Source organism: Microvirga guangxiensis, assembly GCF_900102135.1.
Classification (GTDB): domain Bacteria; phylum Pseudomonadota; class Alphaproteobacteria; order Rhizobiales; family Beijerinckiaceae; genus Microvirga; species Microvirga guangxiensis.
Map to the genome: position 1 here is coordinate 35,975 of NZ_FMVJ01000017.1, position 13,707 is coordinate 49,681.

The 13,707-nt window shown below is 60.8% G+C and carries 15 protein-coding genes and 1 tRNA gene; 6 read left to right on the plus strand and 10 right to left on the minus strand.

All coding sequences use genetic code 11. The features are described 5' to 3' along the window. Positions 1–1,188, plus strand: coding sequence for an FAD-dependent oxidoreductase (locus BLP10_RS20940; RefSeq protein ID WP_091139124.1), 1,188 nt, complete (start codon positions 1–3; stop codon positions 1,186–1,188). Positions 1,189–1,249: 61 nt separating this feature from the next. After that, positions 1,250–1,335 (plus strand) — tRNA-Leu (locus BLP10_RS20945). 708 nt (positions 1,336–2,043) lie between these two features. Here BLP10_RS20945 and BLP10_RS23300 read toward each other — a convergent pair. After that, a complete protein-coding gene (locus BLP10_RS23300; RefSeq protein ID WP_175493995.1) occupies positions 2,044–2,211 on the minus strand; it encodes a hypothetical protein in 168 nt (55 codons plus the stop codon). Positions 2,212–2,466: 255 nt separating this feature from the next. Here BLP10_RS23300 and BLP10_RS22975 point away from each other — a divergent pair, with 255 nt between their 5' ends. Continuing rightward, entirely contained in the window at positions 2,467–2,715 is a 249-nt protein-coding gene (locus tag BLP10_RS22975; RefSeq protein ID WP_175493996.1) for a NepR family anti-sigma factor, read from the plus strand. 15 nt (positions 2,716–2,730) lie between these two features. Here the strand turns inward: BLP10_RS22975 and BLP10_RS20950 are convergent, their stop codons facing one another. The 8 genes from BLP10_RS20950 to BLP10_RS20990 all read right to left on the minus strand — a co-directional run bounded on the left by BLP10_RS20950 (position 2,731) and on the right by BLP10_RS20990 (position 9,900). After that, positions 2,731–3,132 carry a hypothetical protein gene (locus BLP10_RS20950; RefSeq protein WP_139165555.1) on the minus strand — a complete coding sequence of 134 codons (402 nt, stop codon included), beginning with the start codon at positions 3,130–3,132 and terminating at the stop codon, positions 2,731–2,733. A gap of 87 nt (positions 3,133–3,219) precedes the next feature. Next, entirely contained in the window at positions 3,220–3,615 is a 396-nt protein-coding gene (locus tag BLP10_RS20955) for a response regulator (RefSeq protein ID WP_091139129.1), read from the minus strand. A 372-nt stretch (positions 3,616–3,987) separates the two neighbouring features. Further along, entirely contained in the window at positions 3,988–4,206 is a 219-nt protein-coding gene (locus BLP10_RS20960; RefSeq protein WP_091139132.1) for a hypothetical protein, read from the minus strand. Positions 4,207–5,192: 986 nt separating this feature from the next. Next, positions 5,193–6,368, minus strand: coding sequence for a porin (locus tag BLP10_RS20970; protein ID WP_091139137.1), 1,176 nt, complete (start codon positions 6,366–6,368; stop codon positions 5,193–5,195). A 270-nt stretch (positions 6,369–6,638) separates the two neighbouring features. Continuing rightward, the gene (locus tag BLP10_RS20975) at positions 6,639–6,926 is read right to left on the minus strand and encodes a hypothetical protein (RefSeq protein WP_091139247.1); all 288 of its coding nucleotides are present in this window, start codon (positions 6,924–6,926) and stop codon (positions 6,639–6,641) included. A 109-nt stretch (positions 6,927–7,035) separates the two neighbouring features. Further along, positions 7,036–8,592, minus strand: a complete 1,557-nt coding sequence (locus BLP10_RS20980) for an AMP-binding protein (RefSeq protein ID WP_091139140.1) — start codon at positions 8,590–8,592, stop codon at positions 7,036–7,038. A gap of 18 nt (positions 8,593–8,610) precedes the next feature. Beyond that, a complete protein-coding gene (gpt, locus tag BLP10_RS20985) occupies positions 8,611–9,117 on the minus strand; it encodes a xanthine phosphoribosyltransferase (protein ID WP_091139143.1) in 507 nt (168 codons plus the stop codon). Positions 9,118–9,153: 36 nt separating this feature from the next. Beyond that, a complete protein-coding gene (locus BLP10_RS20990) occupies positions 9,154–9,900 on the minus strand; it encodes a competence/damage-inducible protein A (RefSeq protein ID WP_175493997.1) in 747 nt (248 codons plus the stop codon). A 120-nt stretch (positions 9,901–10,020) separates the two neighbouring features. On the opposite strand from BLP10_RS20990, the gene sfsA reads away from it, so the two are divergent. Then, a complete protein-coding gene (sfsA, locus tag BLP10_RS20995) occupies positions 10,021–10,740 on the plus strand; it encodes a DNA/RNA nuclease SfsA (RefSeq protein ID WP_091139147.1) in 720 nt (239 codons plus the stop codon). A gap of 3 nt (positions 10,741–10,743) precedes the next feature. On the opposite strand, the gene BLP10_RS21000 is transcribed toward sfsA, so the two are convergent. After that, on the minus strand, positions 10,744–11,571 hold the full coding sequence (locus BLP10_RS21000) for an FkbM family methyltransferase (RefSeq protein WP_091139150.1): 828 nt from the start codon (positions 11,569–11,571) through the stop codon (positions 10,744–10,746). Positions 11,572–11,716: 145 nt separating this feature from the next. Between BLP10_RS21000 and map the strand changes: the two genes are divergently transcribed. Next, on the plus strand, positions 11,717–12,535 hold the full coding sequence (map, locus tag BLP10_RS21005) for a type I methionyl aminopeptidase (RefSeq protein WP_091139152.1): 819 nt from the start codon (positions 11,717–11,719) through the stop codon (positions 12,533–12,535). 417 nt (positions 12,536–12,952) lie between these two features. Further along, on the plus strand, positions 12,953–13,639 hold the full coding sequence (gene radC / locus BLP10_RS21010; protein ID WP_091139155.1) for a RadC family protein: 687 nt from the start codon (positions 12,953–12,955) through the stop codon (positions 13,637–13,639). Positions 13,640–13,707: the final 68 nt, after the last annotated feature.

Sequence of the window (13,707 nt, forward strand, 5' to 3'; positions counted from 1 at the left end):
GTGTCCGGGCTCTCCATCGCCATCGTCGGCGCCGGAATCGGTGGCCTGACGACAGCCTTGACCCTTGCCCGCCAAGGCCATTCCGTCACGCTCATCGAGCGTCGCCCGGGCTTCAGCGAGGTGGGCGCGGGCCTTCAGCTTTCGCCCAATGCCAGCCGAATCCTGGTCAAGCTCGGGCTCGGCCCAGCCCTCCGGCGCGTCGCGACGCTGCCCGAACGCGTGGTGGTGCGGGGCATCTCGTCCGGACGGCGCATCGGCGAGGTCGCGCTCGGTCCTTACATGCAGCAGCGCTACGGCGCGCCTTATTGGGTGGTCCATCGGGCCGACCTGCAGACCATCCTGCTGGATGCCGTCCGCTCCGAAGCGGCGATCCGCATCGTGACGGGCCGCAAGGTCGAGGAGGTGCAGGATGGCCCCGAACACGCGCAACTTGTCTGGACCTCGTCGAACGGAACCCATGAAAGGCTGACGGCAGATGTCGTCATCGGCGCGGACGGGGTCTGGTCGAAGGTTCGGAGAGCTGTCGGCGACACGACATCCCCGATTTTTCACGGCTATATCGCCTGGCGCGCCACCTTGGACCGCAAGTCCGCTCCTCCTGAACTCGCGGGCAATGAGACCGGCCTGTGGCTGGGCGCGAAGGGGCATGTGGTTCACTACCCCATCTTCAGCGGTCACCTCATCAACGTGGTCGCCATCGAGAAGGCCAAGGAGCCCGTCGATGGCTGGGCTGCGCCGGGACGGGCGGAGGAACTGCTCTCCCATTACAGCAGCGCCGCCCCAGCCTTGCGCGCGCTTCTGCAGCAGCCGCAGGAATGGCTGCGCTGGTCCCTCTTCCGCCATCCCATCAGGTGTCTTGCGCAAGGGCGCATCGCGCTCATGGGCGATGCGGCCCATCCCGTTCTGCCGTTTCTCGCACAAGGCGCGGCACTGGCCATCGAAGACGCCGCCACGCTCGGCGCTGTCCTTGCGAAACAGCCGCACAATGTCGCCGAGGCCCTGGCAGCCTACGGGAACCATCGCCTGGAGCGCGTCAGACGCATTCAGGCCGAAGGCCGCAAGAATGGGCGCATCTATCACTCGGGCGCATTGGTCTCCTTCTGGCGTAACAAGATCATGCAGATGATCGGCCCCGAAAGCATGTCGAACCGCTACGACTGGATCTACGGCTTTCACACACCTGAGTGAGGGCCCGGGAAGCGCAGCAGACTTGCGCTCAAGCCATGAGACCGATAACCCTCACATCAATGCGGACGTGGCGAAACCGGTAGACGCAAGGGACTTAAAATCCCTCGGGCACTGCCCGTGCGGGTTCGACCCCCGCCGTCCGCACCAAAATTCGATGCTGTTTTTCCATACCGGCGCGCTCCACTTGCGAGCGCATTAGCCCTCGTCGGCTGCTTTCCCGGCCCGGTTCTGCAAGCCCAGCCTCCTCGCCAAGAAACCAAGTCGCATCTGAGCCGCCTTGGCCATCAAGCATAGCCATATGAGTGCATGCTCGATAGACCGTTTGGCCTAATTGCGGCCGCCCCAGGACACCTCTAAACAGATGATATTCATACAGATGATTATTGCCGCAAATATAGGATCACTCTTAATCGATAACTGCCGTGATATTTCTTATAATCACGGCCAGCGCCGCGGTCAGCTCTGCACCTGATCGCGGCTTTTTTCTTTTCCAAAACTGATCAATACATAAAGAAAAGGGCTGCGCCTGCTCTTTTTATTGAATGCAGGTCGCAGCCCATTAGCCGTATTGCCCCTACGGCACAAAGATCACTATCTGATTTGGCCCAGCACGATCAATGCTGATTAGTTGTGTCACACCCCAAAAGGATATGAACTTTAGGAGTAATACTTTTGAGATCAAAACCAGCAGTAGATTTTTCTCAAAGAATTATTACCTAGAGAGGACGATCCTTTATTTTGCCCCTACGGATCGCAACTCTGGCGTCCCTCGATGGGGCGCTTTTTCTTTGTCTGGGGGCCTCATCGCCTCCGATAGAACCGCAACATCGACGACATGGAATGTCATTCGATCGATCAACGATTGCTCAAAGCTCTTAAAGCCATGATCGATGTGAAGATCGGCCACCCGAACGCTGCAATGAGGATGTGATCGAATCCGATCTTTTCCTTGCTGTCGATGGTGGTGCAGACGGCCAGAAGCAGAATCACACCTGCCACGTAGACCATCAATGCCTCGCGCATGCCCAAGCCCCCCGGCTCTTGTTGTTAATGCCGAGCTTGTGAACCACGCGATGAGTGAAACCAATGCGACCGTGGGTCGCCGCATCCAGCTTACCCCCAGAAGATTCGATCAGGTGGCCGGCCGGCGAAATCTGACGAGCACGTCCCAATTACCTCCGAGTAGCCGAAAAGATCATTTTTCCCAGAATCTTAACTGCAACCCTAGGCTCTCTTGCCCGTTCTGAATCTCTGAAGCCGGCCAAAGAGGAGGCGTGCATGCCGAAGCGGCTCCACCCGAGTGATGGACCGCCCCATCCTGCGAGCAGACATACAGCATGGAGCATTGGCTCCAATGGATTGACGACTGCTGGCCAGAGCGAGCTGCTCAGGAACATCGGGCGTCAGCTCCAAGCCGATTACCAGGATGTCCTGAGAGAGCCCGCTCCGGATCGCATCAGGGAGCTGCTGGAAAGGCTGGAGTCCCGCAACCGCGCGGAGGAAGACCTCGGCGGCGAGGACCTATAGGCCCCCAGCGCCCTATCAGCGGCGATTGTGGCGCCCAGAGCGTCCTGTCTGCTGACGGGACGTGTGTTCCTGCTCGGATGAACGCGGGATGAGGTTGTAGAGCACGAAGCCAGCAAGGAGCCCCGCCCCCAGAAGAACAAGCGGATGAGACTTAGCTGAGTAAACAGCACCGGAAGCTATATTGCCTATGCCGTGCATGCTCATCCCAGCCCCTGACGAGGAAGCGTAGATCAGGCGCTGGGCGCGCCCGACATTCTCCCGGCGGGTGTGAATCTCGAGATCGTACCCGTCGTCATCTTCATGCTGGTGGAGTTCGATGCTGTTGCGGGCAAAGCCGCTCGAGACAAGGCGCTGAACAGCCTGATTGGCTGCCTTGCGGGAGGGAAACGTTCCAGTAGCAACAGTCGTTTGCGGCATCAGCAAAATCCTTTCTGCTGACGCCAATTCCCAACGAGGGCCAAGGTTCCCGAACCCGGCTGAGCCCGCCGGGTTCAACTGGATCATTCAAGCGGGGCGATATCCTTGCGCAGCACGCTCTGCTTCCATGAGCACCTCCAGAGCGCGCCAGGGCTTGGGCATGAATCGCACATCCCGCGGCACGTCGCTCAAGCCTTCGTCGGGGGCAAGGCCCGAGGTCAGGACCGTGCGAACCCACGGCCATTTGATGCGCACTGCACGAGCCAGATCGACGCCGCTCATGAGACACGGGAGCCGAACATCCGCGAAGAGAAAAGCGACCTCGTCAGCATGGCTGCGCAGATAGTCCAGAGCTTCTTCGGCACTGGACATCTCCACGACACGCAGATCCGTCTCTTCCAAGAGAGCCGCTGCCAAGCCCCTGACCTCGAAGTCATCCTCGACGATCAATGCAATGCGACGTGGATCGATCTTTTGTCCCATGCGGTATCTCCTCTGCCCGCTCTGTTTCTCCGGTAACCGCAGCAACTCGACATGCTGAAGCCCACAAACTGCCGGCCCCGCTGCGCCTGCTGGCCACAACGGTGCAACACGCAATTCTTGCTACAGTCGATTGCCGCTTCTCGTCCCTACGCATCGCTGGCGGAAGCAGCATGGAAGACCTCTTGCGGAAACGGGGATTCCGCGAGGCCTATCATCACAGAACGGTGAGGAGCGCTGCCAGTTTCAGCTTGGCCGCTGATAAAAGCGGTCAATAGCCGGTTTTCTGCTTTGGGAACCGGCTCGCAAGCTGTAGCTTTAACTCCATAACGTCCGCTTCGTTCACAGGATCCAGTGGTGTTCAAGGAGAACCAGCTACATCAGGAATTCCTGGATTTGGAACGAGCCATGCGGCTTTTGGACAGGCAGCTTGCCGATGCTCTGCAACGGATCCGTCACAGCTCGTCCCTCGATCAGGTCGAGGAAGCGAAGCAAGACGAAAAGCTCCTTCTCGGCGAACTCGACCGCCTCATGACGCGAATGCGCGCGATCGAGGGGCAGCTCCTGCAGTTCCAGAAATCGGCGACCCGCCATTAGCGGCTCAAAATAAGGGAAAACGGGTTAGGATGTGCGAAAGCACACCTCCTTTTTTGCCCGCAGGGCGCAAGGTTTGCATGCGTTATCGGATAGATGTTCCAGGAGAAGAGCAATGGATGCCCTGCGCTCTCGCCTTACATTGCGTGGCAGGATTTCTCAGGAGGAAGATCGGCGCCCTCGCCTTCGGCTGCCGCTCGTGCCAGCCCTTGTTGGAACGCTGGCTCTCATGAATGTCGCATCAGCCGTGCTGGCAATGATCAATTGATATGACGAGATATCGATAGCTCCCGCCAAGGAGGGCTGCAGGGCAGTCGATGCTGCCCTGCCAGCACAATTCAGATGTTGTTCAGCGCAGGCCCAGGAAAGACAGGATCGCAAGGACGACCACGATAGCGCCGATCAGCCAGATGATATTGTTCATGACGGTGTTCTCCTGACAAAGAATTGACGCTATGCCAACCGTCACAGTGGGCGTTCGTTCCCTCATCAGGTGTGGAAGAATCCCCAGTCTTGGCTTGAGGTGATTGAGACTATTGGCAGACGGTTTCCTCTCGTGAGGAGACCCTGCCGAACGCATCGGCCTCCCGCCTGACGACAGTGCGGCAATTCTCGGCCCCGAGCCCCTGCTGCGCGCTTCCGTAGACACGGCTCTCATAAACCTGCCCCGTCTCGTAACCTGGGCCAAACCGGTATGACCCATACGAGACGTCGGCCGAACAGCCCGCAAGACCGGCGCCGGCAACTCCTATGACAATCGCGATGAGGCGGCGTCTCGAGAGCCAGTGAAATTCGCTTTGAGGCATCAATCCGGTTCCTGACAGTCACATGCGGCAGAGCGCGTGCAGATGTTTCCGACAGCGCATATAGAGCGTGTCCTGCGGCTGGCGACCGCCGCGGCCGGATGCCTGGATCTGTTGAGGGCGGCCAAAAAAGAAACCCCGGCGTTTCCGCCGGGGTTTCCTCTAACCAATTGGTTGAGCCGATTAGAAGTCGCGCTGAACGCGAACGCGGCCTTCCCAGGTATCCGTAGAGGTCACGCCAGGAGCGCGCGGGTTCTCGTTGGCGTAGAGGATCTCAACACCGAGATCGAGTCCGGAAACCGGCGACCAGATCAAGTTCGTGCCAGCGCGCCACTCGTCAAAGTCTGAGTTCGCGAGAGCCGTGTTCGAGCCGTACTCGATGCGAGCGAACGAACCGAACAGGTTCGAACGGACCTCAGGAGTCCAGTAGTGACGCAGACCGGCAGCGACCTGCCAGCCGCGGGTCGTGTCGATCTCGCCGCTGTTGATGTTATAGGTCGCTTCCGCAACTTCGTCGCCGAAGCCGAGGTAACCGACAGCGCCGTCAGCGTAGGTCGCAGCAAGCCACAGGGCGTCGCCAGCAGCCAGCATCGGCAGGTTCATGCTGAGCTGACCCGTCACGGCGAAGCCGTACTCGGTGTCAACATCGGGGAAGACACTGCGGATCTGGTGAACAGCACCAGCGACCGTAGCCGAGCCCCAGGTGCCCGAATAGGTCAGGTTGGCGACGACGTCAGGAGCGTTCTGGCCAGCGACGAAGCCGTCAGCGTCAGCAAGGGCGCCACGACCGGCGAAGCGGGGCTCTTCGAGCGACAGGGTGGCCGAGAAGCCGTTGCCGAACGAGAAGGTGTAGGCCAGCAGGTTGACGTTCGGCTGATCCGACCAGCGGATCGTGCCGAAGGACTGGGTGTCGAGGTCACCGTTGTCGAAGAACGTCTGGGCGCGACCGGCGGTCAGGCCACCGAACTGGATGAAGGCCTGATCGACATCGGCGTAGGTGGACGAGAAGCCGTAGGAGCCGGTATCGCGGGTCATCTCGAAGCGGACGAACGTACGCAGCAGGCCGTAAGCCGTGGCGGTACGAGCGTCGAGCTGGATGCGGCCGCGAGCGCGGAAGCCGATCGTGTCGTCTGTACGGAACTCAGGCTCAACGTAGCGGTACTCGGCGCGGACACGGCCGCCGACGCGGAGGCAGGTGTCCGTGCCGGGGATATAGAAGAATCCTGCGCCGTAGGTGGAGCAAACGCGAACGTACTCAACAGCAGCGGCCTTCGTTGCAGGAAGGTCGGCTGCCTGAGCGCCGGCGATGGCAGCAAGCCCCGCAACCGAACCGAGGAGAAGGCTCTTAACGAGCTTCATGGTTTTATCTCCGAAACTAAAAGCTTGGGTCGAGGACCCTATGCAATCGTGACAATACTGACCTGGCCGATTCAGGCAATCGTCACGATCATCAGATATGCCTATTACGCCTCAAATCTGCATAAGAAATAGGCATTACCAGGGTCGCCCGAGGCCTTTCTCGATAGGTGTGTCATAATCTCAACACCTTGGAACCTGCCCCAGCAGGCTGGAGACCGGCGGATGCGCTTGCCGCAGCGCAAGCCCTGACCTCCACACCCTTCTCAGATACTAGTCGTCAAAGAAAAAATCTATGTCTGCGCAACGATATACGGGGCATTGAGGCGTGTCGCGGGTTGGCACGTAAGCCACCTGGGTTGCCTCGTTACGCTCGCAGAAGCGGCGGTCGCTGACGTATCGGTCATAGGTGTAGGTGCCGGTGCTCAGCACCACAGCCCCCCTGGACAGGATCGTCTGCTGAACCTGGCCGCATGTGAGATTGAGGGTCGAAGGACGCTGCTGCGCTTGCGCGCCCGAAGCGCAGGCTAGGAAGGCCAAAGCGAGAGCAGTCCTTTTCATGATATGATCCATCGATGACACGCCGCTGAGATACGGCCTACTGGCTGGATAACGCAAAAACGTCGGGTTTGTTACAGTTTGCTGGGAGATCGATCCTAGGTTCAAGTGCTCAGAGCATGGCTTGAAGGCGGCGCGCCATTTCGACGGTGGCCGGGTAGTCGGTCTTGCCGGACCCGAGGACAGGAATGCCCGAAACCAGGATAGCTTTCGGCACCCAAAGCTCAGGGAAACCCTGGCTCTGAGCATGCTCCAGAAGCGCGTCACGATCCGCATCGGGCTTATCGGTGACGAGGACGATCTGCTCCCCTTTCCGCGGATCGGGCAACGCAACGACCACGTGGTTGGAATCGGGCCAGAGCTGCTGAATCGTTGCCTCGATGGCCGCCAGGGACACCATCTCTCCGCCAATCTTGGCGAAGCGCTTTGCGCGCCCGCGAATGGTGACGATCCCGTCCTGAACCGTGACGATGTCGCCCGTATCGTGCCAGCCATCGGCAGGCGGCTTGATACCGTCCGGCGAGGCCGGATCGAGATAGCCCTTCATCACGTTCGGGCCGCGCACATGGAGGCGGCCGCCTTCGTGAATGCCTTCGACCGGCTTGAGCCTCCACTCGATGCCTGGAAGGACGAAGCCCACCGAGCCCGGATGGTTTTTATGCGGGAGGTTGCAGGCGATCACCGGTGCGCATTCGGTGGCGCCGTAGCCCTCCACGATCTCGGCTCCATGCTTGGCCCAGAGCTTACGCGTCTCGGGCTTCACATGCTCGGCTCCCGCGATCACGAGCTTCACGCTCGCAAGGTCGCCCTCGCCGGCGGCCCGGGCATAGCCCTGAAGGAAAGTGTCGGTGGCCAGAAGCACGGTGGCGCGGGTGCCCGCGATCAGCTTCGGGATCTGCCGGTAATGAAGGGGGCTTGGATAGAGCACCGACTTCATGCCGTTGAGAACGGCGGTCAGCAATCCCGCCGTCAGGCCGAACGAGTGGAAGATCGGGAGAGGGTCGAAGAACACGTCGTCCGGCGTCAGCACGTCGCCTGCCAGTGCCTTCACCTGATAGGCATTGGCGACCAGATTGGCGTTGGACAGAACCACGCCCTTCGGCACGCCTTCGGAGCCCGAGGTGAAGAGCACCACCGCCGGATCGTCCGGCTTCACATCCGCCTCGCGATGAACCCGACGCGCCACCCAGGAATGGACAAGCCCTCGGAGCTTATCGAAGCTGGTCAGGGTCATACGGACGTCCTCCAGCCAAAGGATCTGCCTTCCTTCGCCCAAGGCTGCGACGATGTCGTCGAGCTTGCCCTGCTCCACGAAACGGCGCGAGGTGACGATGGTCTCGATCCCTGCGATCTCGCAGGCCGCTTTCAGGTTCTTGAGCCCTGCCGTGAAGTTCAGGAAAGCGGGAACGCGACCGAAGGCATTCAGGCCGAACAAAGTGACGGCAATGGCCTGGACGTTCGGCAGCAGCACGCCGACCGTTTCGCGGTCCTTCGTTAAACCCGCGAGCTTGCGCCCCAGCACCAGGGAGCCAAGGACGAGCCGCCCGAAGGTGATGGGCTGACGCTCCAAATCCTCCAGGGCGACCTTGTTGCGCCCGAATTCATCGCGGGCATCGAGGAGCGCGCCGAAAAGGCTTTTGCGCGTCCGCGCGATTTCGAACTTTGCCACCGGCGCTCCTTGCGATGATTAGCCAGCCGATCCTTCGCGGATCGGTGCCTGATAGGTCAGGCCCATATCCCAGGGGAAGTAGATCCAGGTATCCTGGCTCACTTCCGTGACGAAGGTATCGATCAGGGGACGTCCCGCAGGCTTCGCGTAAACGGCGGCGAAGTGAGCGTTGGGGAGCATGTCGCGCACGATCTTGGCGGTCTTGCCCGTATCGGTGAGGTCATCGATCACGAGAACGCCCTGCCCTTTGCCGTCGCCGATGGCCTTGATGGACGGCGCGATGTCCTTGAGCACCTTCAGCTCGCCCTGGCTCTTGTAGTCGTGATAACTCGCGATGCAGACGCTCTCGATGAGACGAAGATCGAGCTCGCGGGCAACGATGGCCGCAGGCACCAGGCCGCCGCGGGTGATGCAGATGATAGCCTCGAACGGACCGGCAGAGGCCAGCCGCCAGGCAAGCGCGCGGCAATCGCGGTGGAACTGGTCCCAGGAGACGGGAAAGGCTTTCGGTGAGGTGGGAGACATCGGTTTGCTCGTCTGGCTGATGTGACTGGTAACGGATTAAAGGGGTGCCCGGTCGCCCTTCAGGCGAGAGAGCAATTCGCGAATGGCGGCAGAGGCATCCGCGACGGTGGCGGGGTCCTTGCCCCGCGCGACGATCTGATTGCGGAAGCCGGCTGTCGAGAAGGACGGATAGGAGCCGATGGAAACGCCGGGGTAAGCGGCCGCGATCTGGCTGAGGCCCTCCGCATAGATGCCCTCGGCCAACCCCTCGGCCTCGATGGTTTCGATGATCATGCGCGCGCCGGTCTGGAGCGTTGGCGCGATGAGGTCGAGCATGGCCTGCATGATCGAGGGCACGCCCGCCATGACGAAGACGTTGCCGATTTTGAAGCCCGGGGCCTTGGAAATCGGGTTCTCGATGAGATCCGCTCCGTCGGGAATGCGCGCCATGCGCATCCGCGCCTCGTTCAGCTCCTCCGGCGTGTAGCGCTCGCGCAGCATGGCGACGGCGCGCGGGTCGTGCCCGATGCCGACTCCGAAGGCCTTGGCCATGCAATCGGCTGTGATGTCGTCATGGGTCGGCCCGATGCCCCCGGTGGTGAAAAGATAGGTGTAGCGGGAACGCAGGGCATTGACGGCGGAGACGATCTCTTCCTCGACATCCGGAACTATGCGGACCTCGCGCAGGTCGATACCGATGCCGGTGAGATACTCGGCGATATAGCCGATATTCTTATCCTTGGTGCGCCCGGTGAGAATCTCATCGCCGATGATGAGAAGGGCGGCTGTTACGGAGACGGCCATGCGCATCGATCCTTTTGAGGGCCTTTAGCCTCAGAAACGGCAATTCTCAAGCGAGGGTTCAGTTGAAGGCGATGCTTCTCCCCTGCTACGGAGAGACTTTCTTCGTAAGTGATGGATTGAATGCGTTTTCAGGAAACCCTTCTCACCGGCCGCCTCATCGAGCGTTACAAGCGCTTTCTGGCCGATGTGGAGCTAGATACAGGCGAAATCGTCACCGCCCATTGCGCCAATCCGGGCGCGATGATGGGACTGAAGGAACCCGGTAGCCGGGTCTATCTCTCAAGGGCCTCGAACCCGGCCCGCAAGCTCAAGTATAACTGGGAATTCGTGGAGATCCCCGCCGGCGGCGGTCCCTTGCAGCTCATCGGCATCAACACGTCCCGCCCCAACCTGCTAGTGGCCGAAGCGCTCCGCGAGGGACACCTTGCGCCCTTCGCCCATTACGACCGTGTTCGCCCGGAGGTGAAATACGGCAGGAACAGCCGGGTGGACTTCTTCCTGGAAAAGGACGGTGAGCCGCCCTGCTATCTGGAGGTGAAGAACTGCCACCTGATGCGGGAAGCAGGCTTTGCCGAGTTTCCCGATTGCGTGGCGGCCCGCAGCGCCAAGCATCTCTACGAACTGGCCGACATGGCTGCGACGGGCGCGAGGGCCGCCCTCGTCTACGTGATCCAGATGGATGCGAACCGCTTCGATGTGGCCCGGGACATCGACCCGGCCTACGACAAGGCTTTCCGCCATGCCCTCGCGGCGGGGGTGGAATCCTATGCCTATGTCTGCCGGATCACGCCCGAGGAGGTCGTCATCGACCGACCTGTGGAGATCATCACGCCCCGATAAGCGTTATCTGGTGCGCTCGAAGACGAGGTTCATGCGCGTCCGGAGGGTCTGCCGGTAGCCTTTTTCCTGAAGGAGCTTCGGAAGATCCACCTGCCACCGGTCGGGAACATCGGGGATGATGAAGAGCGAGGGATGAAGCGCGGCGGGCGCGTCGCGGAAGAACGGATCGAGGATCAGATCCTCTGCCCCCTCAACGTCGAGCTTGACCGCATCCACATGGGTGAAGCCTTCCCGCCTGATGAGATCGAGCAGGGTCACGGCCGGGACACGGATCGTATCCGTCTGGCTGGAGTTCACGATCTTGAGGCTCGCCTCGCCCTTGTTGCGCGGGTCGAGGAACAGGGTGAGCTCGCCGGTCTTGTCGGCGATGGCGCAATCCACCGCCTTGATCGTGCCGAAGGGGTTGAGGCGGATATTATGGACAAGCCGGTCGAAGATCTCCGGCTGCGGCTCGACTGCGAGAATCCGGGAGGACGGATTGACCTTCCGGGCCACGAGAAGCGCGTACCACCCCACGTTCGACCCCACATCGATGAAGGTAAACCCCTCCCGGTTGCGGGCGGCGATGAGCTTGATCTCGTCGAGGTCGAAATATTGCGGGGTGAAGATGATCCGCCGCTCGCAGACGTTCTTGTCGGGAACGACCCGCATGCGCACCCCGAAGGTTTCCAGGTCGAGGGGCTGCCCCTTCAGCTTCCTCATGACCACCCGGCGCAGCATCATGGCGATGCGGCGCCCCACCCAGCTCCCCGGCAGACCACGCGTACGGTCGATCACCCACCGGGTGAGCCCTGTAGGCGCGAAGGTCCCGAAGGGACGGGTGTCATTCATTACGGGAGTATCCAAAGCCACCAAACCGGATGAACAGGGTTGCTCATGACACCCCTGAGGCTTATTCGCAAGCCATCGAGACAGGATCCTTGCTTGCGCCAAGCAGGATGATCCTTACATTCGGGCTTCAAAGCAAGGACCGACAATGACCGAGTCAACCGTTGTCGAGCGCAAGCGCTCCTCCGACATTCCGCTGCATGGACCCGAGGATTTCGAGGGGATGCGGCGCGCTGGGCGCATGGTGGCCGAATGCCTGGACATGCTGACCGAGCACGTGAAGCCGGGCGTGACGACGGAGTACCTGGACAAGCTCGCCTTCGACTTCATCCGCGACAACGGCGCTTATCCGGCCTGCCTGCATTACCGCGGCTATACCAAGACGATCTGCACCTCGATCAACCATGTGGTCTGCCACGGCATTCCCAATGACAAGCCGCTGCGCGACGGCGACATCATGAATGTCGACGTCACCCTGATCCTGGATGGGTGGCACGGCGATTCAAGCCGTATGTACTATGTGGGCGAGGTTCCGCGCCGGGCGCAGCGCCTGTGCGAAATCACGTATGAATGCCTTCTTCGCGGAATAGCGGCCGTGAAGCCCGGCGCGACCACCAACGATATCGGCGCCGTCATCCAGGCCTATGCCGAAGCGGAGCGCTGCTCCGTGGTGCGGGATTTCTGCGGCCACGGCATCGGCAAGACCTTCCACGCCTCCCCGACGATCCTCCACTATGTGGAGCCGGCCTATAACGTGGTGCTGGAGCCCGGCATGTTCTTCACCATCGAGCCGATGATCAATCTTGGCCGTCCGCAGGTGAAGGTGCTTTCCGACGGCTGGACCGCCGTGACCCGCGACCGTTCTCTGTCGGCACAGTTCGAGCACATGGTGGGCGTGACGGAGACCGGCGTCGAGGTGTTCACCTACTCGCCGAAGGGCTTGGATAAGCCGCCTTATACGGTTTAGCGAAGGACGAAGCGGGCCGGAACTCCTGACCTCAGCAGTTCCCTCTCAGGAAAAGATAGACCTTCAGCAGCCCTCCGAGGAAACCGGCAAGCGCGCTTCCATAGTAGATCGCAAAAGCGGTAGCGGTCATCCAGCCTGAACTCCCCGGGCAATCGAAATCCAGGATAAGCAAAGGTGCGGATATGACTGCGCCAAGCATTACTCCTGCCATGGCTCCAATAAGCCCACCGCCCAAGGTCAACAGGAATAGAGCTGCACGCCCGCAACTGTGAGGTCTGCGCACTGCTGTCCGTACCGGCTTGCCATCTACCCTGCTCACCACTTCTAGCCTATAGAATAGAGTTACTTCTGGCAAAGATGGATTCGCTCCCCAACCGATTGGCAAGGGTTGCGGACACGGACGTTACACAGGCGGGCATGAGCGGCGAAGAGACACCTCATTATCACGGCCATCGCGACCGCCTGCGCGCCCGCTTCACGGAAGTGGGCGGCGATGCTCTGCCGGATTACGAGCTCCTGGAACTGCTGCTTTTCCGATCGATCCCGCGTCGGGACGTGAAGCCGTTGGCCAAGGACCTGATCAAGCGCTTCGGCACCTTCGCCGAGGTTCTCGCCGCCTCTCCTTCGCGCCTCCTGGAAGTGGACGGCGTCAGCGAGCGCGTGGTCACGGATCTGAAAATCGTGGAGGCCTCCGCCCGTCGTCTCGCCAAGGGCGAAGTGGCGAAGCGGCCTGTCCTGTCCTCATGGACCTCGGTGCTCGACTATTGCCGCACGGCCATGGCGTTCATGGACAAGGAGCAGTTTCGCCTGCTCTTCCTCGACAAGCGCAACGCACTGATCGCCGACGAGGTGCAGCAATCCGGCACCGTCGATCACACGCCCGTCTATCCGCGCGAGGTGGTGAAGCGGGCACTCGAGCTCTCCGCTTCCGCCTTGATCCTCGTCCACAATCATCCCTCAGGTGACCCAGCCCCCTCCTCCGCCGACATCAAGATGACCAAGGAGATCATCGATGCCGCGAAGCCCTTGGGCATCACGGTTCATGACCACATCATCGTCGGACGTGAAGGCCATGCGAGCTTGAAGGGATTGCGCCTCATCTGAGCTTGGCGTCAGAACCAACCTCGCTCGGTCGCGTTACTCTCTCACAGAATAAGTGATTGAGGAGATGA